24 protein-coding genes and 1 pseudogene are annotated in these 23,954 nt (G+C 44.9%); 18 read left to right on the forward strand and 7 right to left on the reverse strand.

Annotated elements, in window-relative coordinates; genetic code table 11:
* Positions 1-121: 121 nt before the first annotated feature.
* Positions 122-3,037, reverse strand: coding sequence for a CHASE domain-containing protein (locus AC4BAP_RS01005; protein WP_490580747.1), 2,916 nt, complete (start codon positions 3,035-3,037; stop codon positions 122-124).
* 220 nt (positions 3,038-3,257) lie between these two features.
* Between AC4BAP_RS01005 and AC4BAP_RS01010 the strand changes: the two genes are divergently transcribed.
* The 5 genes from AC4BAP_RS01010 (at position 3,258) to AC4BAP_RS01030 (ending at position 9,262) form a co-directional block, all read left to right on the forward strand.
* Positions 3,258-3,740 (forward strand): Mpo1 family 2-hydroxy fatty acid dioxygenase, encoded by a 483-nt coding sequence (locus AC4BAP_RS01010; protein WP_490580748.1) that lies wholly within the window; start codon positions 3,258-3,260, stop codon positions 3,738-3,740.
* A gap of 24 nt (positions 3,741-3,764) precedes the next feature.
* The gene (locus AC4BAP_RS01015) at positions 3,765-4,481 is read left to right on the forward strand and encodes a hypothetical protein (protein ID WP_490580749.1); all 717 of its coding nucleotides are present in this window, start codon (positions 3,765-3,767) and stop codon (positions 4,479-4,481) included.
* A gap of 568 nt (positions 4,482-5,049) precedes the next feature.
* The gene (locus AC4BAP_RS01020) at positions 5,050-6,117 is read left to right on the forward strand and encodes a hypothetical protein (RefSeq protein WP_490580750.1); all 1,068 of its coding nucleotides are present in this window, start codon (positions 5,050-5,052) and stop codon (positions 6,115-6,117) included.
* Between the two features lie 234 nt (positions 6,118-6,351).
* A complete protein-coding gene (gene fumC, locus AC4BAP_RS01025) occupies positions 6,352-7,746 on the forward strand; it encodes a class II fumarate hydratase (RefSeq protein WP_490580751.1) in 1,395 nt (464 codons plus the stop codon).
* Between the two features lie 178 nt (positions 7,747-7,924).
* A complete protein-coding gene (locus AC4BAP_RS01030; protein WP_490580752.1) occupies positions 7,925-9,262 on the forward strand; it encodes an exonuclease domain-containing protein in 1,338 nt (445 codons plus the stop codon).
* A gap of 150 nt (positions 9,263-9,412) precedes the next feature.
* Here the strand turns inward: AC4BAP_RS01030 and AC4BAP_RS01035 are convergent.
* Positions 9,413-9,631 (reverse strand): annotated as a pseudogene (locus AC4BAP_RS01035) (transposase-like zinc-binding domain-containing protein); the annotation flags it as partial.
* A gap of 82 nt (positions 9,632-9,713) precedes the next feature.
* Between AC4BAP_RS01035 and AC4BAP_RS01040 the strand changes: the two are divergent.
* The 9 genes from AC4BAP_RS01040 (at position 9,714) to AC4BAP_RS01080 (ending at position 16,264) form a co-directional block, all read left to right on the forward strand.
* A complete protein-coding gene (locus AC4BAP_RS01040; RefSeq protein WP_490580753.1) occupies positions 9,714-10,154 on the forward strand; it encodes a hypothetical protein in 441 nt (146 codons plus the stop codon).
* Between the two features lie 259 nt (positions 10,155-10,413).
* Positions 10,414-10,917 carry a YkgJ family cysteine cluster protein gene (locus tag AC4BAP_RS01045; RefSeq protein WP_490580754.1) on the forward strand — a complete coding sequence of 168 codons (504 nt, stop codon included), beginning with the start codon at positions 10,414-10,416 and terminating at the stop codon, positions 10,915-10,917.
* Positions 10,918-11,140: 223 nt separating this feature from the next.
* Positions 11,141-12,715: a hypothetical protein gene (locus AC4BAP_RS01050; protein ID WP_490580755.1), complete on the forward strand. Its 1,575-nt coding sequence runs from the start codon at positions 11,141-11,143 to the stop codon at positions 12,713-12,715.
* Positions 12,716-12,927: 212 nt separating this feature from the next.
* The gene (locus AC4BAP_RS01055) at positions 12,928-13,386 is read left to right on the forward strand and encodes a hypothetical protein (protein ID WP_490580756.1); all 459 of its coding nucleotides are present in this window, start codon (positions 12,928-12,930) and stop codon (positions 13,384-13,386) included.
* A gap of 137 nt (positions 13,387-13,523) precedes the next feature.
* Positions 13,524-13,769: a hypothetical protein gene (locus AC4BAP_RS01060; RefSeq protein WP_490580757.1), complete on the forward strand. Its 246-nt coding sequence runs from the start codon at positions 13,524-13,526 to the stop codon at positions 13,767-13,769.
* Positions 13,770-13,780: 11 nt separating this feature from the next.
* A complete protein-coding gene (locus tag AC4BAP_RS01065) occupies positions 13,781-14,254 on the forward strand; it encodes a DUF1905 domain-containing protein (RefSeq protein WP_490580758.1) in 474 nt (157 codons plus the stop codon).
* A 90-nt stretch (positions 14,255-14,344) separates the two neighbouring features.
* Positions 14,345-15,121: an SDR family NAD(P)-dependent oxidoreductase gene (locus AC4BAP_RS01070; protein WP_490580759.1), complete on the forward strand. Its 777-nt coding sequence runs from the start codon at positions 14,345-14,347 to the stop codon at positions 15,119-15,121.
* Positions 15,122-15,544: 423 nt separating this feature from the next.
* Positions 15,545-15,946 carry a methionine-R-sulfoxide reductase gene (locus AC4BAP_RS01075; RefSeq protein ID WP_490580760.1) on the forward strand — a complete coding sequence of 134 codons (402 nt, stop codon included), beginning with the start codon at positions 15,545-15,547 and terminating at the stop codon, positions 15,944-15,946.
* A gap of 12 nt (positions 15,947-15,958) precedes the next feature.
* A complete protein-coding gene (locus AC4BAP_RS01080; protein ID WP_490580761.1) occupies positions 15,959-16,264 on the forward strand; it encodes a peptide-methionine (R)-S-oxide reductase in 306 nt (101 codons plus the stop codon).
* Here AC4BAP_RS01080 and AC4BAP_RS01085 read toward each other — a convergent pair.
* The 4 genes from AC4BAP_RS01085 to AC4BAP_RS01100 form a co-directional block, all read right to left on the reverse strand.
* Complete coding sequence (locus AC4BAP_RS01085; RefSeq protein ID WP_490580762.1) at positions 16,261-17,199, reverse strand: hypothetical protein; 939 nt, start codon at positions 17,197-17,199, stop codon at positions 16,261-16,263. The genes AC4BAP_RS01080 and AC4BAP_RS01085 overlap by 4 nt on opposite strands.
* A gap of 151 nt (positions 17,200-17,350) precedes the next feature.
* Positions 17,351-17,920: a hypothetical protein gene (locus AC4BAP_RS01090; RefSeq protein ID WP_490580763.1), complete on the reverse strand. Its 570-nt coding sequence runs from the start codon at positions 17,918-17,920 to the stop codon at positions 17,351-17,353.
* 378 nt (positions 17,921-18,298) lie between these two features.
* Entirely contained in the window at positions 18,299-18,892 is a 594-nt protein-coding gene (locus AC4BAP_RS01095) for a hypothetical protein (RefSeq protein ID WP_490580764.1), read from the reverse strand.
* A gap of 46 nt (positions 18,893-18,938) precedes the next feature.
* A complete protein-coding gene (locus AC4BAP_RS01100; protein ID WP_490580765.1) occupies positions 18,939-19,652 on the reverse strand; it encodes a hypothetical protein in 714 nt (237 codons plus the stop codon).
* Between the two features lie 231 nt (positions 19,653-19,883).
* Between AC4BAP_RS01100 and AC4BAP_RS01105 the strand changes: the two genes are divergently transcribed.
* The 4 genes from AC4BAP_RS01105 to AC4BAP_RS01120 all read left to right on the forward strand — a co-directional run bounded on the left by AC4BAP_RS01105 (position 19,884) and on the right by AC4BAP_RS01120 (position 22,830).
* Positions 19,884-21,428, forward strand: coding sequence for a hypothetical protein (locus AC4BAP_RS01105; RefSeq protein WP_490580766.1), 1,545 nt, complete (start codon positions 19,884-19,886; stop codon positions 21,426-21,428).
* A gap of 77 nt (positions 21,429-21,505) precedes the next feature.
* Positions 21,506-21,892 carry a diacylglycerol kinase family protein gene (locus AC4BAP_RS01110; protein ID WP_490580767.1) on the forward strand — a complete coding sequence of 129 codons (387 nt, stop codon included), beginning with the start codon at positions 21,506-21,508 and terminating at the stop codon, positions 21,890-21,892.
* A gap of 64 nt (positions 21,893-21,956) precedes the next feature.
* Entirely contained in the window at positions 21,957-22,352 is a 396-nt protein-coding gene (locus tag AC4BAP_RS01115) for a DUF6970 domain-containing protein (protein ID WP_490580768.1), read from the forward strand.
* 1 nt (position 22,353) lies between these two features.
* Entirely contained in the window at positions 22,354-22,830 is a 477-nt protein-coding gene (locus AC4BAP_RS01120; RefSeq protein ID WP_490580769.1) for a DinB family protein, read from the forward strand.
* Between the two features lie 206 nt (positions 22,831-23,036).
* Here AC4BAP_RS01120 and AC4BAP_RS01125 read toward each other — a convergent pair whose 3' ends face one another.
* Positions 23,037-23,819, reverse strand: a complete 783-nt coding sequence (locus AC4BAP_RS01125; protein WP_490580770.1) for a DUF4382 domain-containing protein — start codon at positions 23,817-23,819, stop codon at positions 23,037-23,039.
* Positions 23,820-23,954 lie beyond the last annotated feature (135 nt).

The raw sequence follows: 23,954 nt of genomic DNA on the forward strand, positions 1-23,954 counted from the left end.
TACTCGTTTTTAGCTGGGATCACCCAACCCATGAGAACAAAAATGAGTCGCGGAAAGATCAGTTTTACAGGTATGAATAAGTGATTTTTTCAAATTTTCACACCTCCAAATCTACACATTACTATACCTCCTGCATAACCGGCTCCTGCTTAAAGTATACCCTGAACGTGGTGCCTTTACCCAGGTCGCTGTCTACCTCTATGCGGCCACCGTTGTTCTCGATGATGCGCTTCACTATGTAGAGACCAATACCAGTGCCCTCTACGTGGCTATGCAAGCGCTTGAACATGGTAAACAGCTTGTGCTGCTGCTCTTTGCGTATACCCAGGCCGTTGTCCTGCACCTCCAGCACCACAAAGCCATCACGCTGATAAGTGCTTACATTGATCCTTGGCCTGCGGTCAGGGGATTTATACTTGACAGCATTGGAAACGAGGTTATAGATAATGCTGCGCAGGTTTTTACGGGCATAGAGTATATCTTTTACCTGCAGGTCAGTGGTGATAATCGCATCCGCCTCTTTAATCATCTCATTGATATCGGAGGTAACGTCCTGCAGGGCCATTTCAAAAGAGAGCGGCTCAATAGCCGAGTCAAGCTCTTTCTGCACTTTGGTGATCTCGGCCAGGTCGGCGATGGTGCCTTTAAGCTTGTTGATCGAGCCCTGTACCATATCCAGCACCTGCAGGTCGCTTTCCTGCAGCCTTTCCTGCAGCTCTTCGCGCAGTAGCGCTGTTAACCCTTCCATGTTCGCTATCGGCGACTTCAGGTCATGGGATGCTGTGTACACGAAATTGTCAAGGTCGTTGTTGATGCGCTGTAACTCTGTATTCTTATGGCTTAGCTCGTTATTAGTGAGCAGGATAGCTTCGCGGGCCTTAACCAGTTCCGTTACTTCTACCGCAAACACAAGCACTGCCTCTACCTGATTATTGGTATCGATCAGGGGTTGGTATACCAGGTTAAAGTATGCACTAAGCTTGCCGTGGCTGTCTTCCACAGTGGCCATTACCTCATTTCCTATAAACGGCTCACCGGTCTTAACCACTTTTTCCACTCTCCTGAAGAAGCCTTCGCCCTCCAGTTCTGTATGGGCATCGTAGATGGTTTTGCCAACCAGCGGACGGTTACCGTAAAGCCTGCGGTACTGAGAGTTGGCCAGCACATACCGGAAATCCGAAGCCCGCACCAGCCCCACAACGGCGGGCACCTCCAGAAACAGCTTCTGCAGCAGCTCGGCGTTCTGTTTCACTTTGCGTTCTGCCTCCTTCATCTCCGTTATATCGATAACCGAACCGATAAAGCCCAGGAACTCACCACTGGAGTCGAAGCGCGGGGTATCGGTTAGCACCACCCAACGGTATTCCCCGTCGAAGCGGCGCATCCTGAACTCCACCCTGAAGGCAGTACGCGTCTGCAAGCCGTTTTCAAAAATATGCTGTATGCTTTCCACATCGTCCGGATGCGCCACGTCTTTCCAGGTAACATAAAGCGTGTCTTCAAAACTCAGACCTGTAAAGTCCATCCATTGCTTGTTCACGTACAGGAAATTGCCCTTTGCATCCCGAACCTTTATAATTACCGGGGCATTGTCGGCCATGTTCCTGAAACGGGCCTCACTTTCAAGTATGGCTTCACGGGTGCGTTTCTCCTCTGTAATATCCCTAACCTCAATTATAGTATAAGCCGGCACCCCGTTCTCCATGATCGGCATAGCTGCGCAGGTAACATAGAAGAATGTACCATCCTTTTTGATAAACACGTCTTCATGGGCACGTATTTCATTATTAGTTGGCAGGGCTCTGTCTATCGGGCATTCCTCAAGGGGGTAAGGCGTACCATCGGGGTGGTGATGGTGGATCATGTCGTGCAGTGGCTTCTGCCGTATCTCCTCAAAAGTATACCCCGTCATGGTTTCTGCAGCCGGGTTCATAAAAGTGCAGTACCCCTTAGCATCCATTATAAAGAGTGCGGCCGTAGCATTGTCTGTAATGGTCTGCTTAAGCAAGTTAGAGCGTCGGGTGTTGGACAGAGACCATATGATGAAGAACATCAGCAAACTAATGATGCCGCCGCCCAAAAGTATAAACTTGGGCAATTCTGTATCAGCTGACCTGCCAAACTCGGGTTTGGCAGTTACAAACACACGCCAGGTATGGTTACCTATACTTAAGGTATTTAATTTGCTGAAACGTCTGTTGTTAGCCTCATGGAAGTATAAAGTGGTATCGGAGCTGTAGAGCAGGGAGGCTTTATCGAGGCTGACACCATCGTACAGCTCCAGGTCTATGTCTCTGAACTCGCTGCCCAGAATAGAGGATATCAGGTCTTTGGCACGATAGGGACTGTACACAAACCCCTTTATCTTTTTTTGTCGTTCCTGTATCGTTTTCGGGTTCTCATTGCCCTTATACACAGGCAAGTAAATTAAAAACCCGGCCTGCTCGTCTTGTCCGTTTTCCTGTACCAAACGCACTTTCCCCGACATGGCAGGCTGCCTTGTATCACGGGCTATGCGCATTGCCGATTGCCGTGTGGGCTCGCTAAACATGTCGAAACCAAAAGCACGCAGGTTTCTGCCTATGAATGGCTCCAGAAAAATGATTGCGGAATAGATGGGGCGGTTGCCGTCAGGGTATACTTTGTAATCCGGGAACCCCTCGCTCTGGATGTGATTCTCGTGTGCGGCCAACTCGTTGGGTTGTATAAACTGAGCATAGCCCAGCCCCTGAATGCCCGGGTAGTTCTGCTCCAGGTTCAGGGTTTTGTAATACTGTACCCAATCTTTGCGCTGTACGGTGTCTGAGGCAGTAAACAGGGCTTTTGCACCCAGCAGGATCTGGATATGATCATGCATCCGCTTCTCAATTGCTTTTGTGGCCTGGTCGGCCCGCAAGCTAAAGAGCTTCTCGCTTCTTTCCTCTGCCTTGCGCTTGGTTTCTGCATAGATAAAAAGGGTAAGCAGAAAAATGAGCAAAAAAGAAAAAACAGCGATAAAGTAATCCCTGATGAACTGTACCAGCTTAGTGGCTTTCATAAGTATAAATTTGGGCTCCTTCAGTTGTTTTAAAAAGAAGTAGAACCAGTAAAAGGCATTTACAACTTAACCTTAATTCTTCAAATATAATAAATCAATGAAAAGGAACGGCAGCTGTTGCCCCTAATCTTTGCAAAACTCAACTCAAAAAAATAAAGTTCTACGGCAATCTTAAATTAACTATATTCCAGCTAAACCCTTCAATATTCTAGACAGAAACATGAGAACAATGCAGCAGTGGTTCGATGAATATGGCCAGAGCCACCAGAATCAGACAAACAAGCTTATCCATTGGATATGTGTGCCCCTGATCTTTTTCAGCATCATCGGTTTGCTGGCAAGTATACCCAGCAACACTATCAAGGCCCCTTTCCCGGCTTTCCTGCAGCCATACTTACATTTCGGGACAATAGTTATACTTCTGGGGCTGCTTTTTTACCTGCGCCTATCGTTTACTATGTTTCTGGGCATGGCTGCTGTCTGCTTTTTTATGCTGTGGGCGGTAAAGGCTGTAGATGCCGCTATCGCTGCACCCCTGTGGCTGGTTTGCCTTGTAATTTTTGTTCTGGCCTGGATCGGGCAATTTTACGGGCATAAGGTAGAAGGCAAAAAACCATCTTTTCTAAAAGACCTGCAGTTCCTGCTGGTTGGCCCCGCCTGGTTGCTTGGCTTTATTTATCGGAAATTGGGTATCCCGTATTAACTTTACAGCACCAACCCGATTTTTATGCTTGAGATCCTCAAAATTTTACTTCTGGCTTTCTTTTCTGTGGCAGTGCTATTGCCTGTAATACGCTACATGCTACGCACACTTTCTCCAGCCAAAGATGCCGACCCTTTATCTGCCGACGAACTTAAGTACATACAGAAGCAGGACCTGAAGCTGACAATTGCATACTTCTTTTTTGCCTGTGTTCTGGCTGTGTTCTTTGCCGGCACGCTGGCACTGGTATCAAGTATAATCCACTCTGAGCGGGAGCAGATGTTTTTACTGACACCCAACTTTAACGCCATGTTTGCTCCCGGGCTGCTGCTGGGGCTGGTATTTGCCCTGCTGCCGTTGCGCCTGATACAAAGCACACTACTGGGCCATGACCTGGAACTATACAAGACTTTCGTGCACCGCACCGAAGGCGAAAACTCCATTAAAAAGTACCGCCTTATCTTTCTTTTGCTCCTGGTATTCTCGGGTATAGTTGCCTGGTATAGCCTGCGCTGGCATGTAACCATTAACAAAGATGGCATTGAGATCAACAACCTCCTAGGCGAGCAGCGTGCCTATAGTTATCAGAACATTAAAAGCATACATTACCTTGGCGAGGAAGGGAAATACCTCATCACATTCAACGACGACTCAAACATCAATACATCTTATCTCAAGCCTGTACAACTGGAGATGATAGCGCTTTTAGCGGAGAAGTCGGGGAACAGGGTGATTAGGTAAAGTGCAAAGCTTTCGCTATACTTTCATAGCTGAATTCCTTCCTCAGTTTTATTTACCTATCGTTTCATTTCTAGCTTTGGTGCCCTCAAGGCCGGGAGGCCTCGCCTTTGCGCATCGCGCTGTCTATTGAAGCTGCCTAACGGCTGCCCTATCGGGCACCGCAACAATAGAAGGCGCTCAACACAAAGGCTGGGATCGACACTTCTTGGTAAACGCCTGTCTCAACTAGCTAGCAAAGTATAAGTTGGTAATAGCGGAAACTCCCCCCCTTGGACAAGGAGGGGCAGGGGTGGTTTGACCCGGATTTACAGGAATTCCACTCTTGTAGACTAGCCAAAATAAGATTTTTGAGCTAACAGCTTTCGCAGTTAGGAGGCTAGTAGAATAAGTATTGCAGAACTCCCTCTCCTGTTTTTAGGAGAGGGTTGGGGTGAGGTAAAAGGAGGGGTAGGGGAGGTAATTCCCCTCTGGAGAGGGGCGCAGGGGTGTGTTAATCGTTCCCAACAAAATTCCTGCACCTACTAATCTAATTATCAGCTATCTTTGCGCGATTTTTTTAGATACTCCCATGAAGTATAAATTATTGATACTGATGCTGCTGGTGCAGCTTTCGGCAGTGGCGCAGAAGAGTATGCAGGTAGCTGATCTCCGGATCACTGTACCTACTACCATTGCAAACCCGCAAAGTATAAAACCGCAGGAGGGCGTGTACCATTATGGCTTTCAGCAGGGTGATGTAATTTTGGTAAGTATAGAACCCGAGAAAAGTGGCCAATTGCTTAACCTGGAGGTGCAGGATTATACTTCTGGCTCTACGGTATACTCTGTAAAAAACCAGAAGAAGATCAAAAACCTACGTTTGCCAGCGCCGCGCAAGATCGCTTACAGGTTTATACTTACTTCGGCAAGTGGCAAGCCCGTGCCTGCACAATTAAAGATCAGCCGCACACCTGTCTCTGAGGAGAACCGCCATTTCAACAGCAACATCACCTGGAAAACTAAATCCGATACCACCTGGGCTACTGTAACCGAAAAAGTTGCTGTTAAAGGAGATCTGGTGCCTGTAACTTTAGTGGATAAAACATTTAGGGTGGCGTCCAAAACCAACCTGAACCCCAGCCGCGTGGCCGTGCCGTTTAAATTGCCTGCCAATACGGTGCACTGGGTATACTGGGTAGGCGTGGGACAGGAGTCTGTGGAGCAGCTAAAGAATATGACAAGTATGGCCAGCAAAGGTGCCGCCACGCTTGCCGCTACTGTTAACCCGGTAGTGGCTTTTGGCCTGGGCATGATACCGAGCCTGCCGCAGGTAAATGCATCCGGCAACATCGACTACTACTTCATGAACAAAACCTCTGCCGACAAATTTGTGGCCGATGCTGACTCTGACTGGAAGCACTATCCTTTTGCTCAGGGCACAGGCATCATCTCCGACTACAAACTAGTGCAGCTATCCGAAACACCTAAAACTCCCGATAATACGCTCTATGCCGTGTTCCGGAACAGCAATACTGTAACAGGGCTTGATGTGAACATAAAAGTTGTGGCCTTTGAGCAGGAGAAAAAGTACGTGACCAAACAGGTGCGCAAGCCCGCTAAAATAGAGCAAACGTATATGCCTGTTTTTGGAGAATAAGCTTTTCTAGTTAAGAGTTAAAAGTTCAGAGTTATGAGTTGTTTCTGATTTCTTGACGCTGAGGGAGAGACCTGGATGACTTTTATATAAAAACTCCAGACTATTGCTTGTTGAAGATTTTAAAAAGCTGAGCCTCTGATTTTGTCACTCTTAACTCATAACTCCTAACTCTAAACTCTTTTTCGTAGTTTTGCCGCAGATTAATCTGATCCTTTAAACCAAACATAAATCGATATGCAAGTTCGCGTAGAGAAAGACACAATGGGCCCGATAGAGGTGCCTGCAGACAAATACTGGGGTGCCCAGACACAGCGCTCTAAAGAAAACTTTACTATCGGTGGTCAGCTGATGCCGACAGAGGTAGTAGAGGCTTTTGCTATACTTAAAAAATCGGCTGCGCAAGCTAACGCAAAGCTTGGTGTATTAGCACAGGATAAGGCTGATATCATCTCTAAAGTATGCGACGAGATTCTGGAAGGCAAGCTGGCTGATCAGTTTCCGCTGGTAGTATGGCAGACAGGCTCGGGCACGCAGTCTAACATGAACGTGAACGAGGTAGTTGCCAACCGTGCTCACGTATTGCTTGGCGGCGACCTGATGGACGAGAAAAAGAAAATCCACCCGAACGACGACGTAAACAAGTCGCAGTCGTCTAACGACACGTTCCCGACAGCGATGCACATTGCCGCTTACAAAAAAGTAGTGGAGCACACGCTACCATTGGTACAGAAGCTGCGCGACACACTTAACAGCAAGGCAGAGGCTTACATGGATGTGGTGAAGATCGGCCGTACGCACCTGATGGATGCTACGCCACTTACACTGGGTCAGGAGCTTTCTGGTTATGTAGCCCAGTTAGACTACGGCATGAAGGCGCTTCGCAACACCTTGCCACACTTAAGCACACTGGCACTTGGTGGTTCTGCGGTAGGTACAGGCCTTAATACACCTGCTGGTTACGATGTACTGGTTGCCGAGAAGATCTCTGAGTTTGCTGGTCATGATTTTATCACGGCTCCAAACAAGTTCGAAGCACTTGCTGCACACGACGCTATTGTTGAGACATCTGGCGCTTTAAAGCAACTGGCAGTATCACTGATGAAGATCGCTAACGATATCCGTTTACTGGCTTCTGGCCCGCGTTCTGGTATCGCTGAGATCCTGATCCCAGAGAACGAACCGGGTTCTTCTATCATGCCGGGCAAAGTAAACCCAACGCAGGCTGAGGCCATGACCATGGTTTGCGCACAGGTAATCGGTAACGACGTGGCTATTTCGGTGGGTGGCATGAACGGCCATTTCGAGCTGAACGTGTTTAAGCCGGTGATGATCTACAACCTGCTGATGAGTGCCCAGCTGATCGGTGACGCCTGCGATTCTTTTGACAAGCATTGCGCGGTAGGTATCGAGCCAAACACGGCACGCATCAAAGAAAACCTGGAGAACTCGCTGATGCTGGTAACGGCGCTTAACCCACACATCGGTTACGACAACGCAGCTAAGATCGCGAAGAAAGCCCACAAAGAGGGAACAACCCTTCGTAAAGCCGCTATCGAGCTTGGCCTGCTAACCAATGAGCAGTACGACGAGTGGGTGAAGCCGGAGGATATGATCGGCAGCTTGAAGTAATTTTGGGACGCTAGATTTTAGACATAAGACACAAGACTTTATACTTGTGTTGAAGATAGAGGAAAAGCAGCTCCGGTAGGGGCTGCTTTTTTGTTTATATTTAGATTATTTATTGAATTTTATATATAAATTAGGCTCATTATTTTATTTCTACCAATTATTAAGAAAACAGACTATTATGAATTTTGTAGCAATCGATTTTGAGACAGCAAATTTTAAAAGACAAAGTGTTTGTTCAATAGGCTTAGCTGTAGTCGAGAACCTTAAAATTGTAAAAACAATTAATAAACTCATAAAACCAACTCCGAACTACTACGAAAAGATTAATATATCTATTCATGGCATTAAGCCTGAAATGACTAATAATGAGAAAAATTTCGCTGAACTTTGGGACGAATTAAAACCACACCTTGAAAACAATCATATAGTTGCTCACAATGCTTCATTTGATTTTAGTGCTCTAAGGTATGTTTTAGATACATATAACATTGAGTACCCAACCTTAAACTATTATTGTTCAATGCAAATAAGCAAAAAACTGTTTGCAGGGTTACTCAATTATCAATTACCTACCGTATGCAAACACTTAAATATCCATGATTTACGTCACCATGAAGCAACAAGCGATGCAATCGCTTGTGCAAATATTATAATTAAGGTATGCGAGGAAAATAATATTACAAGCTTTTCAGATTTAACGAAAAATTTAAAAATTTCTTCCGGAAAGCTGTTCCCCAACTCATATTATCCTTTCAGTTGCAGTTCCGATAAATCAAAAACTCCAAAACAGCTTTTTGAAGTTATTCCAGATAGAAGTAAACATGACAAGGAGCATCCCTTTTTCGAAAAACGTGTGGTTTTTACAGGGGCACTAGCAAAACTATCAAGAAATGACGCTAAGAAAATAGTTGAAAACATTGGAGGCATAACTACGCCAGACACATTGAGTGCTAAGACTAATTACCTTGTTATAGGAACATACGATTACACCCAATATGGCGAGGGCTTTAAATCATCGAAGCTCCAAAAAGCAGAGCAACTAATTGCACAAGGAAAAGAATTAGAAGTTATTTCAGAGATTGATTTTTTTAGAATGATTCACACAGAATCTACAATCTATGAAATAACAAACAGTCAGATTGATACTGATTCTGAGGAGTTTTTAAATCTAAATTGCTATAGTAGCTTTTATGGTAAAAACGTATACTTCTCGGCTGAAATTTCAATAAATAGACTAAATGCTTTTCAATATGTTGGCGATTGCGGAGGATTTGGCCATGACTATGATAAAGAGGAGATAGTAAATACAGACTATTTCATAGTATCTAATAAGCAGGTAGAAGACTTGAGAAATGGTATCAAAAACCAATCAATAATTGAGTTTGAACAAATAAGAAACGCCTCACAGCAGAATGGAAACCTAAAATCTGTAAAGCTAATAAGCGAAGCTACATTTCTTGAATACATTGAAAGAAGGAAGAAATTTCAGAGAAGTGAAATCAAGATGAAAATATAAACTTAGATAATATTCCCCATCCCGCAAGTTTAGCGCCAGCGCAACTTGTGGTTATACTTGAGGCCAGTTTGTAACTGGCATTTACCACAATCATACTTTCGCAAGTTGAAAACTTGCGCCATAATTACCAACAAGTTACCGCTGCGCTCAAACTTGCTCAATGTCGCGTATGCCGGAATTTCTCACCAGCATACGCAACACCAGCTGCTTTGCCTGGGGACGACAGCCAGCCTTTTCATATGCATGTTGAAACTGCTTCCTGCAAGAGCGGCACAGGAAGTTCTGCTTCCCCGTGCGCTTTACGCCATTTTTTACTACCTTAATACTGTGGCAGTAGGGGCAACTTATCTGGATAGTTATCTCGCACATAACTTCCTATAAACACCCTTGCTGCCATACTTATTCCAATATCATACATTGTAGACCACAACCCTCCATTAATTAGAGCTATATGATTAAACAGGCTATTGCTTTAAGTATTCTCTTTATACTTTTTATAAGTTTCACCCAGTGTCGCACGAGCCGAACAAGACAGTTAGAAAGACAATATAAGGCTATTTACATTAACCAATTTAAACTAACATATTTCCGGCAGTTGCTTATTAAGAGCTATGATAACTCCGAAGCAATTCAAGAAATCATTCATTCTGACCATAGTGGATTTACAGAACCAATTTTGTCTGATAAAGATTATGCACTTATAGACAGCTTGACAACAGCTGATAATGAGGAAATTATAGCAGATGCAATGCAAGGTGAGCAAAGAGCAGAAGGAGCCCAGGGCAAAAGACCATTAGCCTATATTCTTAACAGACTTAATAGCAGATGGCTCGATAGCATTGCGCAGAAGAGATTAAGAGCATCAGGAATACCCAACGGTTGGGCCAAATAGCTAATATTGCCCACCATCCCGCAAGTTTAGCGCCAGCGCAACTTGTGGTTATACTTAAGGCCAGTTTGTAACTGGCATTTACCACAATCATATTTTCGCAAGTTGAAAACTTGCGCCATAATTACCCACAAGTTACCGCTGCGCTCAAACTTGCGGGATTTAAGGGACAAAAGAACCAGTATTCCGTTTATACAATTGCTAGCTGTAATTTAAGCTACCTTTGAACTGCACGCAATAGAAGTGCTTAAATTCAGAAAGTATGATTGATTCAACCAATATCTGTTTGTCCTGTGGGTTATGTTGCGATGGCACCCTGATTGGCTTTGTACAACTCAACCATGAAGAGTTGCCTGCAATAAGAAAATTAATGGCTGTTGAGGAGGCAAGCAGTGATGGGGTTTTTATTCAGCCTTGCAGCAAGTACTGCGATGGCTGCACGATTTACTCACAGAGACCGAAACAATGTGCCAGCTATGATTGCGAACTCCTAAAGTCTTTCCAACAAAAAGAACTGGATTATACTTCGGCTATCGAAATAATTGAGGAGGCTAAACAGCGAAAGCGCGCTATTGAAGAAAAGTTAGCGCTACTACCGATCAAACTACAATCCCAATCATTTTACTTTAAGATGGCTGAGTTGGAAAGGCTGTATCAGAAAAACGAGCATGCGTTAGCATCAACACAGGCTTTCAAAGATATGATAACGGATATCAAGCAACTTGATGACCTGTTATCAAAGAAATTTGGTGTCACAGTATTCTAAAGCAGGATCCAATCCAGCAAGCTTAGCGCCAACGCAACCTGTTGTTATACTTGAGGCCGGCTTGTAAATGCATTTATCACAACCATACTTCCGCAAGTCGAAAACTTGTCGGATTTCATGTAATGATCTCTACGCTATAACAATATAGATTTTCCCTATATATTGGCTTAATTATTGCAATGCCTGCTCGGTCCATTATCTACAAAATAAAACTATCGAAATTATGTTTAACCCTAATCTCAAACTGGCCGTTTCGGGACTGCTGCTCAGTACCTTTCTACTTTTATTCAGTTCAAGTGCTGCATTAGCCCAGGGCAATGTGTTAGTACACGAGTTTAAGCTTTTAAATGAATCTCCGGAAGAGCTTCCGGAGTATGGCCACTTTCTTACAGACAGTGTATTTATGGCCCCTGTATTAGAAGTGCTTGAAAAAGGCATCCGCTCCAAAGTAGGTGACCTGCCCATCGATTATTACTCCGGCAAACAGATAGATCTGCTTAGCCCAACCCTTAGCCCTTACTCTGATACTAAAAAGCAGTTTAAAGACTATTTCGCGAAGCAAAAGGATTACTATGCCCGCTTTAAAAGAGAGAACAAAAGCGGCTACCAGTACCTGGTTACAGTGCAAGCCGAGTTTCAGCAGCCTGAAACCTGGAAGAGCCAGGAGAACGTGAAGTTCAGGCTGAAAGTTAAAATCAAAGAGAACGGCAAAGGGAAAGTATTTTCTGAACGGCAGCGTTATACTTTCGTGGTTAATACTCCAGACCAGCTGCAGAGCGAAACTGCCAGTCAGGCTATAACTGTTTACCAGAACTTTGCACTTACCAAAGCAGAGATACAGCAAGCATATATTAATGGGTTGCAGCAGGTGTTCTTCGGCACAGAAAGCCCTAAAACCCAGCTTGTGAACAGGGCAGCTTATGAGGGGTATGATGAATTTATACAGGAGGCAACGCGTAAGTATAGCCTGGTTGTTCCGGTAACCTATGGGTACACTACGCTAAGCAATGTAAAGTATAGATTTCTGGGTATACCTGTAGTGGCTGGCAAGTCTAAGCATTCTGCTGTGCTTGCCGGAGAGCTTTCCGAAACCCAGCGAGGACTTTTACAGAAGCACGAAAACAAGTTCAGCGGCCTCACAGACCTGGATATTGCAAGCCCTTTGGGTACAGGATACCGTTCTTTTAACCGCACTTTCACGCTTAGCTCCGAGTTGTTTCAAACGCCATACAGAAACTATACTTTAAAAGGGGCTGTGCAGGATGCTTATGCTTTGGGGCTCAGGGTAGGCGATCCGTTTAAAAACACCTTTCAGCTTGCCCTTTACGACGAAAGCAAATCACTGAAAGCTGACATGGAGGTCCATAACTTGGGTGTTACCCGTTACGATGAGGGAGTAGAATCCTCTGCCTCTTCTTTCGGGGTTGGCCTGGTTAGCAGAACGAAGGTAAACGGAGCTAAAAGCCTGCATAAGATGCTCCGCAATTATGGCCGCATTTACACCCCTTACATAAAAGCCGAAGGCAGCATGCTTGGCAAGAAGTTAACTCTTGTTACCAATCCGTTGTGCCTTAACAATGTAGAGCTATACTATGGCGATGAATTAGTTGGACTGATAACGCACACCAAACCAACCAAAAAGCAGCTTAAAAAGGAAAAGAACTTCATACCGCACATGCTCTACCTGAAAGGCGGCCTCACACCCGAAGAAGAAGCACTGATCCTGCATAACTTCCAGTTGCTAAGGGTTGGCTATGCGATGAACAGCCTGCAAAGAAGCAAGGGCAGAAACAGCTAACTGGTTTTTAGAAATTAGTATGATTGAAGTGTAAAGCAGCTATTTAAATGGCTGCTTTATTGTTATGTGATAAATTACATACTATTAGTCATATATAGTATATTCGTTAGTCCGATAGGGTTATCTGTCGATCTCTACAAAAAAGCGTATGTTTATTACGTTTATATCCTAGTTAGCGGCAATAAAAAGAATAAAATATTCAGATTAAATGAATGAGTAACAACTTTGTCAATCCCTTTAAGGAATTTGGAAAAAATATAATTTCTATTTCCGCGGACTTTCCTGATAATCTTAATAATCTTTTGGATGGGTTTAAAATAAGATTATGTAATTCAAGAGTTGAATTGGGGAATAAACCATCTTGGATAGAATGGAATGATTATCCCAACCACTATTCTTTTTTCTTTGATTTTGATGGCAATGAAGAAGTCGTAAAAAATTACCTTCAAAACTCAGAGCTTAGAAACTACGAGAATGTATTAATGGACTTTGGATACCAGATTCCGCTTTCAAAAATTCCTATAGATATTTTTATTAATTATTGGTACGAGTTTGTCATTTTAGCTGGTTATGAGTCTGTAGTAGTTACAGAAGATGGTAAATTATTTATGGAATTTATTAGACGTAGCTACTATCTCAAAAGCAACTTCCAAATTAAACCCATTGCTTAATTTAAAAATAAAAATTACTACCGCTAACCAAACCTAAACGCCAGCCTTCAGCCAGCGGCCTCGCCCGTCGTTTAGCAGAACCGTTATACAATCCAAACCCAAACATCCATTTCAGCTGTCTAATCAATTCAAAAAACATGACTAACAAACTTAAACTCCGCCTTATTATGGTTTTGCTGTTATGTGCCGTGCCTGCATTGGCTTATAGCTACACCGAATATGCCGACAAAACAGTGATTCACAATGGTATTGGCTTAGGTTCTGTGATCGCGGTTGTGGCTTCCTGGTCCAGGAGCAAGTCTATTTTGTGGGCTATACTTCACGGCATTCTTAGCTGGCTATATGTGCTATACTTTGCGGCCACCAGAACCTCTGAGAGATAACAATTAACATCATGCCTCAGCCCCTAACCAACAAGCTTTATCTTCTCGAGAAATTCCCCGGCAAGGGCGGCTGGACCTATGCTGCCCTGCCCGAGATTTTACCGGATAAACATGCGCCATTTGGTTGGGTTCGGGTAAAGGGGACTATAGATGGCTACGAAATAAAAGGTTACCACCTGATGCCTATGGGCAACGGGCAGCTTTTCCTGCCGGTACGTGCCGAGATACGCAAGAAAATAAAGAAGCAGGCCGGTGACTGGGTGCAGGTTATACTTTACCCTGACAACACCCCGCAGGAAGTACCCGAAGAGTTACTGCTATGCCTGCAAGACGAGCCTGCTGCCTATCAGAAGTTCCTGAAATGCACCGATGGTGAGCAAAAAGCCTTTGTAGACTGGATCTACTCCGCCAAAACCGACGAAACCAAGGTAGAGCGTATCGTTCAGACCATCAACAAACTGCTTAGCAAGCAGAAGCCGCACTAAAAGTATAAACCATCGGGTAAGTATGGCAGTATGTACTTAAACCCTCTGGCTTAACACCGCTGAGGGCAAGTATACTTTAAAGCTACCGCAATGGATAAACTTAAAGGCAAGGTTGCCCTGATAACCGGATCCGACTCTGGCATAGGTCAGGCTATGGCCATAGCATTTGCCCGCGAAGGGGCAGATATCGTGATCTGTTACCACACCGATAAAGAAGGCGCCCAGGAAACACTGAAAGAAGTTGAAAAGCAGAACAGGAAAGGCATCGTTTTACAGGTAGATATAAGCGACGAACAACAGGTAGCACAGCTATTTAAACAGGCTATTGATGAGTTTGGCACAATAGATATCCTGGTAAACAACGCCGCAGTTAATGGCTCAGGTATAAACGTCGCCGACATGGATACACAAGTCTTTGACAGAACCATCCGCACTAACCTTTACGGCACCTTCTTCTGTTCGCGGGAGTTTATCCGGCATCGTAAGCAAAACGGCGGCAAGGGCAAGCTCATCAACATTTCTTCGGTCCACGAAGAGGTAGTGGCAGCCGGCACCGCAGACTACTGCGCCTCCAAAGCCGCAGTACGCAACCTGACACGCACCCTCGCACTCGAACTGGCCGAAGACGGCATCAACGTAAACAACATTTGTCCTGGCATGATACTTACCCCCATGAACCAGGAAGCAATGGACAGCAAAAAAGTGCGTCAAGAGAGCGAACAACATATTCCCATGAACCGGGCAGGCAAACCGGAGGAGATCGCAAAAGTAGCCTTGTTCCTAGCCTCTTCCGACGCTGATTATGTAACAGGATCCAGTTATTTTATGGATGGGGGCCTGTCTTTAAATTTGGGACAGGGAGCGTAAGTAGCCGACGTCTAACCCCTCTGTGGAGGCAGGTCTGTTTTATTCAAGTATTCTCTGGCGCGAATCTCCAGGTCTTACCCTGTCCAATAACTTTTTAGAATTAACCCTATTTTGCTTTAGGAGTATCAAAATTGTCCCCTTGAGGGCAGGGTAAGATCTCCAGATTCGTGACTTGTAGGTGATGTGGAGCCGGAGACTCCACTGGCCCGGAGGGTCAAAAAAACAGGTTGAGAGCGAGGTAACTTATAACGTTAGTGTAGTCTTTTTGTAGAATAAAGTGGCCCCTGCGCTCAAAAGGAATAATTCCCAGAGTTTTTCCTTGAAATAGAAGTTGAAACTGGTTTTTACCTTTGACTTCTTCCTTACTTTGCTATTACCGTAACCATACGTATAAGTATACCAAGTACAACTAAGCATAAACCTATGAAAATAGCGAAAGACCCATCAGAGTATAACAAACTTACCCCGGAAGAAGAACGCATTATCGTGCACAAAGGCACTGAGTACCCGGGCACCGGTGAGTATGAGCACAATAAAGCAGAGGGGGTGTATGTTTGCAAGCGCTGCAATGCACCGCTTTATACTTCGGAATATAAGTTCGAGTCGCACTGCGGCTGGCCCAGCTTCGACGATGAAATTACCGGAGCCGTAAAACGCGTACCCGATGCCGATGGCCGCCGCACCGAGATTGTTTGTGCCAACTGCGGCGCGCACCTGGGTCATGTGTTCGATGGGGAGTACCTTACGCCTAAAAACATCCGCCACTGTGTTAACTCGCTATCGCTTAAATTTATCCCCATCGAAAAAATAGAGGAAGAGGCTTAGCCAACCGAACAGATGTTCAGGCACAGAGGCAGGGTAGAGGAGAAGCCACAGGAAACCGGAATCTATACTTGCTCCAATTGCGGCAATGTACTTTTCGAGGCCAGCAAGAAGTTTGATGTAGGCTCCGGTTACCCTAGTTTTTGGGCGCAGATAGGGGAGAATGTGCAGCAGAACACACTTCATACCTATGGCCGGCAGCGGGTACAGTTGCTTTGCAGCCAATGCCAGCAGCACCTCGGTCACCTGTTCGAAGATGCCAGAACTCCTACAAATGTGCGGTACTGTGTAAATGCGGAGGCTATTAAGTATAAACCTTAGTTCTTACTTTGTATCTGTCGTGATCTGTATTGCATTCGCAGATAACGCGGCAGCAAATCGTCCAGTACCGATTTGGCTTCATAATCATGGCCGTTCATATAGTCCAGCCGGTTAATTTTGGCCTCTGTCCAGAGTTTGTTTATAGTTGAATCGGTGTTATTAATCTTTACTGTAATTCTGTTGGAGATGGGATCTTGTGAGACATCCAGATTCACGACAAAAGAAGCAGGTTTCTTATCATTTTTGTTTCTGAAGTTAGGGTAGTAATTAAACACCATGCTTTTTTTAGGATCTTTGCCTGCATTATGGCGCTGCTCCAATATCACAGAATTGTGTAGGATGCGCATAATCCCCTCGCGTTGCCGCTTGCTGAATCCCTTACCAAAATTTATACTATCGATTGAGACGGTTAATATACCGGGCTCCTCTTTGTTTTCCAGCGGCAGGAAGGAATTGGTGACGATAATATTACTAAAAGGTCCAGCTACAATACTATCTGTATAAAATTGCTCCTTGTGCTGCAGAAACAGGTGGTCCGGGGAGTAAAGCTTGAGTTCGTTATACTTGTCTTCTTGCACACTACCTTTTATTTTGCCGATGCCGCTGTTCGGCCGTAAGTACAGTTGGTAGTATACGCCCTGCTTTCCATCTATTTTCAAAGAGTCCAGGGAGGCCACCAGGGTATGGTTATACTTGCGATATCGCTTGCTGGCTGTGGTGTCCAGTTTAAAAGACTTCTTTTCCTGTTCGTATGCCTTTATCCGCTGTACGAAAAATCTATTTACTTTCTGGAACTGCTCCTCATACTTTTCACCGGCTTTGTTACTAAACTCAAGTTTATCGATAGTAACTGGACGCTTATAAAGTTCTCTTCTGCAGGATTGCGTACCTAGGCAAAATACCAAAGCAAGTGTAAGTATAATTAGCTGTTTCATATAAGTTTGTTTTGGAGTTGGCAGAATGAAGCAACTAAAATTTTAGTTAAAACACAATAGTGTTTATTAATATTTTACATCATCCAGTTAATATTAGAAAATGCACCTGCTCCTATTACCAGCAGGTGCATTTTAATAAACCTGATGCACTTCACTTCCCTGGTTTTATTGTCATAAAAAATAATCTTAAACCTAAAGTAATACCTGAGCCTATCGCTGTTCCGGCTGCCACTTTACCCAATTTCTTTTTATGTGCCCTATCCTCATAGCCTTTCACATAATTCGGATCTAGAAGGTAGGTTTTATCCGATACAGGATTATTTGTTGCTTTAGGCCTAACAGAGCCAATAGCAACAGAAGCGGCCAAGCCATACCATAAGAATAAACCACTTGTAACAGAACCCCACTTAGCATTTGCTCCTTCATAAAGTCTTTGAGCATCATACTGCCCCAGCTCGTACATTTGCTCTGGTGTTCTGGAAATTACATTACCATCATTATGAGCGCTTGCAGTATCCGCGCTTGTCTCCGTAATCACCTCCTTTGCCCCATTGGCATACTGAACCATAAAAACGTCCGATTTAGGTATCAGGTATACTTTGCCTTCAGCAGAGTCCGGATGCTGATAGGCAATTCCTTGAAGCTTTATCTCCAGCACACGCACCTTCATATCATTGCCGTCTAGCTTAACGATTTTGTCCTGGGCAAATGCACTTTGCATAAGCACAAGCAACAGACACAGACACAGCAGTAAACATTGCTTCATTGTTATAAATATTATAGTGCAAGATCTAAAAAGGAATCTATCTGTTAGTATTTGAGTGAATTAAATCCGAACAGCAAACTAAATCTGCCTCCGTTTTTGGAGGGAACAAAGGCAACATTTAATGGGATGTTTATAACCTGACTTTGAAAGTTGGTACCTTTAGCCGATACCAAGCCTGCACCTGCCAGAGAATATTAGGGCCAACACCTACTTAAAGCCTTTAGGCCCTCTGATACCGATCAGTCCAGTCAAGCCATCAGGAGGCTAAGTAAATTATAATAGAGAAGCACCTGCCATTTTACCAGCAGGTGCCTCAAACTAACCTAATCAACATTAAGGCATAAAAGCTACCTGGGTAACTAAAATTGCTATAAAAACTGAGGCTACTCCCAGGCCAATTCCTGTACCCGCTGCCACTTTGCCCCATTTCTTGCGCTTAGCCTTGTCCTCATAGCCTCTCACATAATCAGGGTCCGAAAGGTACCTGACATCCGACACAGGGTGGTTCTCTGCCTTGGGCTTTACCAGGCCAATGGCCGCAGAACCGGCCAAGCCATACGGAAACACAAAACTACTCGCAGCTGAACCCCACATGGCACCATTACCCTTGTATAAAAGCTGTGCGTCCTTTTGGCCAAGCTCATACATCTGCTCCGGAGTTCTGGCAGGCTCGCTGCTCTGGCTGGCAATAGGTTTGGCGATCATTTCTTTGGTACCGTTTGCGTACTGCACCATAAACACCTCGGCTATAGGCAACATGTGCATTTTTCCATCCATAGAGTCCGGGTGGCGGTACACAATTTCCTGGAGTTTAATTTCCAGCACGCGTGCTTTTATCTCGTCGCCGTTAAGCTTTACGATCTTGTCCTGGGCAAAAGCGCTTTGCAACAGCACTAATAGCAGGCCCAGCAATATACTCTGTTTCATAAGGTTATAAATTAATGATGAATAACTTATAGAATGGGTCCTGTTATTAGTACTTGCGCGAGTTAAACCCGAACAGCACACTAAACCTGCCACCATCTTTAGACGGGGCAAAGGCAAAGTTTAACGGAAAGTTTACTCCCTGGCTCTGAAAGTTTGTACCTACAGCCAATACCACACCCGCGCCTGCCAGGCTAATGTTAGGGCCAAATCCAAATTCAAAGCCCTTTGGTCCTCTTATGCCAACCAAAGCGCTCAGGCTCGGCAAAAACTTGCCCTGCTCCAGGCCACCTATCAAAGGCACAAACTCAAACAATCCGGAGGTACCGTTATCTAGTGTAAATACGCGTGTTTCGAATTGCCAGCCAAACTGAGTCATGAAATTATTTAACTCGGTGTTATGGTCTTCCATGATCTGGTTGCGGTACTTGTCGCTGATGATGGTAAAGCCAATTCGCGGGCCAGCAAGCTTCAGGTTGCGCTGCTCGTATGGCCTGTCGATTTGAGGGCTTGCAACAAACGGAGCGGCTTCATTAAATACTTCTTTAGTACCGTTTTCATACTTTATCATGAACACCTCTTGTTTCAAGATCGAGATCATCGGACCGTCTAAGTTGTCGTAGCGTTTATACTTTATTTCGTGCAGGCTTATCTCCTGAACCTTTGCTTGTACTTCCTCGCCATTGCGTTTTAAGATCACATCCTGTGCCTGTGCGGCAAACAACGGAATAAGAGCTAAACAGATTAACAGTAACTTTTTCATGTTGATTTGGGGTTAGGTTGTTGAATTATTTAATGTATCGATGATGTAAAAGTATGATGCCTTTCACCCACATCAAATCCAAAATCAACAAAAAAAGGACTTTACAAATCTAAATATAACAAAAATATATTATTGATAATCAGTTACTTAAAACACACACATTAGACTTTACAAAATTTATACTTACCTTAATTATCTTGAAAAAAGAAGTATAAAAACCTGTTCTGAAGTATGGATGACCTGAAGCTTACCATCGAAACGCTTACCGAAGAAGACAGGCGAGAACTTGCCACGTTTATCAGGAGGCAAAAGAAGAAGAAAAGCCGCAAAGACCTGGACCTTCTCCGGCTGTTGCAGCAGCAGAAAAAGTATAGTGCAGAAGAACTGATAAAACTCCTGTACCCGGATGCGCCTAACCCTGTGGCCTACTATGCCTTGCGCAAGCGCCTGCAGCGCCACCTCACCGATTTTATACTTCTCAAACGCATGGAGGAGGACATCACGGCTGCTTCGCCTATTACAGGTTTAATGTCGCTGGCGAACTACCTCTTTGATGCCGGCATAGACAGGCTGGCCTGGAACCACTTGCGCAAAGCCGAAAAGCTTGCACAGGCAAATGAACAGTATGGCTTGCTGAATGCGGTGTATAACCTGCAGATAGAGAAGGCAGACAGCGAGTACGCCGATCCGCTGGACGAGATCATATTAAAGCGAAATCAGAACAAGCTGGTAGCCGATGAGGATGAACGCGCCAACATTGCCAGCAGCATTATCAACCTGAGGCTAAGGGCGGTCAGGCAGCAGGGTAGCAGCATGCACTTCAACAAGATCATCGAAGAGGTGCTCCAGACCTATAACTTGTCGGAGGCGGTTAGCCAGCGGCCTTCGTTACTTTACAAGCTTATGTCGATTGCCCGCAGCGCCATACTTGCCCGCAAAGATTTCCTGTCTTTCGAGCCCTACATCATCAACCAATACCAGGAGATGGAACAGCGGCAGGGTTTTAAAAAAGCACACCAATACTATAAACTCAGGCTGCTTTACATGATCTCGCATGTGTTGTATCGCAATAAGAAATTCGAGAAATCGGTTGCTTACCTGGAGCAGCTAAAGGCAGGCATGATGGCAGAAGGCAAGAGCCATGCGCACCTTTTTATGCCACGCTATACTTTCCTGATGGTGGCAAACCTCGTGTTTTTGAACCGTAACAGTGAGGCCATCAGCCTGATGGAGGCGCTTCTTAACAACAGCAAGATCACGCTTAACACCAAAGACCAGCTTACCGCGCAACTCGGCCTTAGCTTTAACTACTTTACCGCCGGTGCATATACAAAAGCCAACCGCATGCTGATGTCCATTAAAAGGTCGGATAAATGGTGCGAGGCTAAAATGGGCCGCGACTGGGTGCTTAAAAAGAAACTGGGTGAGCTTATACTACAATACGAACTGGGCAACGACGACCTGGTGTACAGCAAGCTGCGCACCCTGGAGCGCACCTACAAAGACCTTTGGGAAGACCCGATGTACCGCAATGTAAAGCAGTTTCTGGTACTTATTAAACTATTGATGGAGCAGCCGGACCTTGTAACCAAGCCTGCCTTTGTTCAGCAAGTAGAAAATACGCTGGAGTTTACCACCTTCCGGGAAACAGATTTGCAAGCGATGAGTTACTATGCCTGGCTCAAGTCTAAAATGATACAGAAACCATACTACGAGGTGCTCCTGGAACTGGCCAAAAACGCTTACCTGGAGCAACTGCAGGCTGAACAATCTTAGGGTTATACTTTTATACCTAAACTTTATACTTTGCGCATCTGTACAAAGCAGGGGGCCACATTCCCCCAGATCATTTTATGAAGAAGCGGCCTTCGTTTTTATTTTCCAGGTACAACAGCTTTAAGTTTGCCTTTAAAGGGCTGGCAGCCGTTTTCAGGCACGAAACCAACATGCACCTGCATGTGATAGCAAGTGTGGTGGTGCTGGTAATGGCCTACAGGTTTGAAGTATCGCGCACGGAGTGGTGCATACTTGTGCTTTGCATCGGGCTTGTCTGGATGGCCGAAACCTTTAATACCGCCATTGAAACGCTTACCAACCTCGTGTCGCCGGAGTACCATAAGCTTGCCGGCAAAACCAAAGACCTGGCCGCTGGCGCCGTTCTGCTAGCCGCTATAACCGCAGCCATTGTAGGCTTAATCATTTTTATTCCGTATTGGCTAGTATACTTAAATGTTTACTGAGTTCGCGTTTCTTTAAAAGAGCGCGTTTCTTACCTTTGCGCCTTCATTTTAAAACAACACGCTTATGGGCAAAAGAAGAATACAGGTTTTTGCTCTCGGGCTCTTACTGGCAAGTATAGCATTTGCCTGCAAACCCGGAATTTCGCCACAGATACCAGAGGCAGCCACGGCAAATGCGCAGGCAGCCCCCTGGCTAAGCCAACTGATACAGGAAATGGGGCAGGACAAACCTGCCAACCCACCCGCAAAAGTATACCGTTACACCTACAACGATCAGGAAGTATACTACATAACCGGCCGATGCTGCGACATACCCGGCAAGGTCTACGATATGTATGGCAATGTGATCTGTGAGCCTGACGGAGGTATAACAGGAAAGGGCGATGGCCGCTGCCCGGACTTTTTCGAAAAGCGGTCTGATGAAACTTTAATTTGGGAAGACAAAAGAGAGCAAAAGTAACATGACAGGAAACGACGTATTAAAAAATCTATCTGAATATAACATCTGGGCCAACCAGACCATGTTGGATGTATTCTCAGGGTTACCAAGCGTACCAAACAACGCAGCCCGCTTATTTAGCCACGCCCTTAACGCGCAGGCTATCTGGATTGCACGCATTACAGGCACGCAAAGCCCTGTAAAAGTATGGCAGGAGCATAACCTGGAGCAGCTTAAAGAGCTACATAAAAACTCATCTTACAGGCTGGCAGAAATTGTGGCCAACGCCGATGAAGCAGAATTTAACCGCCTGATAGATTACACCAATAGCCAGGGCAACAAGTACAGCACACGCGTACTCGACATCCTGACACACGCTTTTAACCACGCCACCTACCACCGTGCTCAAGTAGCCACGGATCTGCGCAAAAACGGCCACACGCCGCCAAACACAGACTACGTTACCTACGTGCGTGAACTGATGGGGCAGGTTTTTTAATAGACACAAGACGTATCTCGTAGCACGTATCAAGTATCGCGACTGTTTATATTTTAGCGCAAAGTATAAATGCGTAGCTCTTGCTGGTACTGAATCTGTAACTAAAAAAGGAGCTTCCTTTAGCAGGAGGCTCCTTTTTTAGTTCTATAGTAAATATTTAGGTCGTGATACTTGATACGTGTTACGAGATACGACCTTATCTAGAACTACTCCAATGTTATCGTACCCAGGTCTTTTATCTGTTCCTGAGACACACTCACGTTTTCAAGGGTTTTGTTATGGGCATCGCCTTCAGTGTAGAACTTCACTTTATAAATACCGGCTGGCACACCTTTGATCAGGAAGTCGCCGGCTTCGTTAGCGAAGCCGCCAATCGTATCGTTGGCCGCTGAGATCACATAGATACCAGGCTTATACTCGGCTGGGGTTACTTTACCCTTTATACCACCTGCCACAGCTTTTGTGATCGTGCGCACTACTGGCTTCAGGTTGTACTGGCCATTACCTCTTTCCACAACAGATTTGGCAGCATCAAAGTCAAGCAGCAACACATAAGTTACATCGCTTTCCAGGTTAGCGTTGATCTGCAGCTTAACACCTGAAGTCTGTCCGCTAGGTGTTTTAAGGCTTTTAACTTCGCCGCTTTTCAGTTTAAGCGTGTTGTTATTACCCAGTATCAGTCTTAGTTGAGATATTTTACCGGCCGGCAGGGTAGAGCTGGCAAGCAAAGTATCCTTGCCATTCGCAAAGTCAAGCAGGTTGTACACACCTGGGTTTATCTGGTCCAGTGTAATCCACTCCGACTCGTCGCCGTCACCGCCTTTGTGCACCTGCACCGATTTAATGTCAACGTTTACTTCTGCATAATCGCCGGGAGCATCGGTCATACGAACTTGCATTTTAGCTGTACCCGTATCACTGTCGCTGTCGCATGCACTAAACCATACAAGGCCACTAAGCAATAATGGAAGAATGAATTTTCTTTTCATAAGGATTGTACGTTAAAGTTATCAGCCAAATTTCTGGCATCAACATGAAGACAAGATGAAGAAAGCAAAAATGTCTATTCTTTAATTGTTTAAGTAATTGCCTCAACATCCGTGTTTTCACATTCGTTTTTTAGA

The organism is Pontibacter sp. GD7 (genome assembly GCF_058216375.1).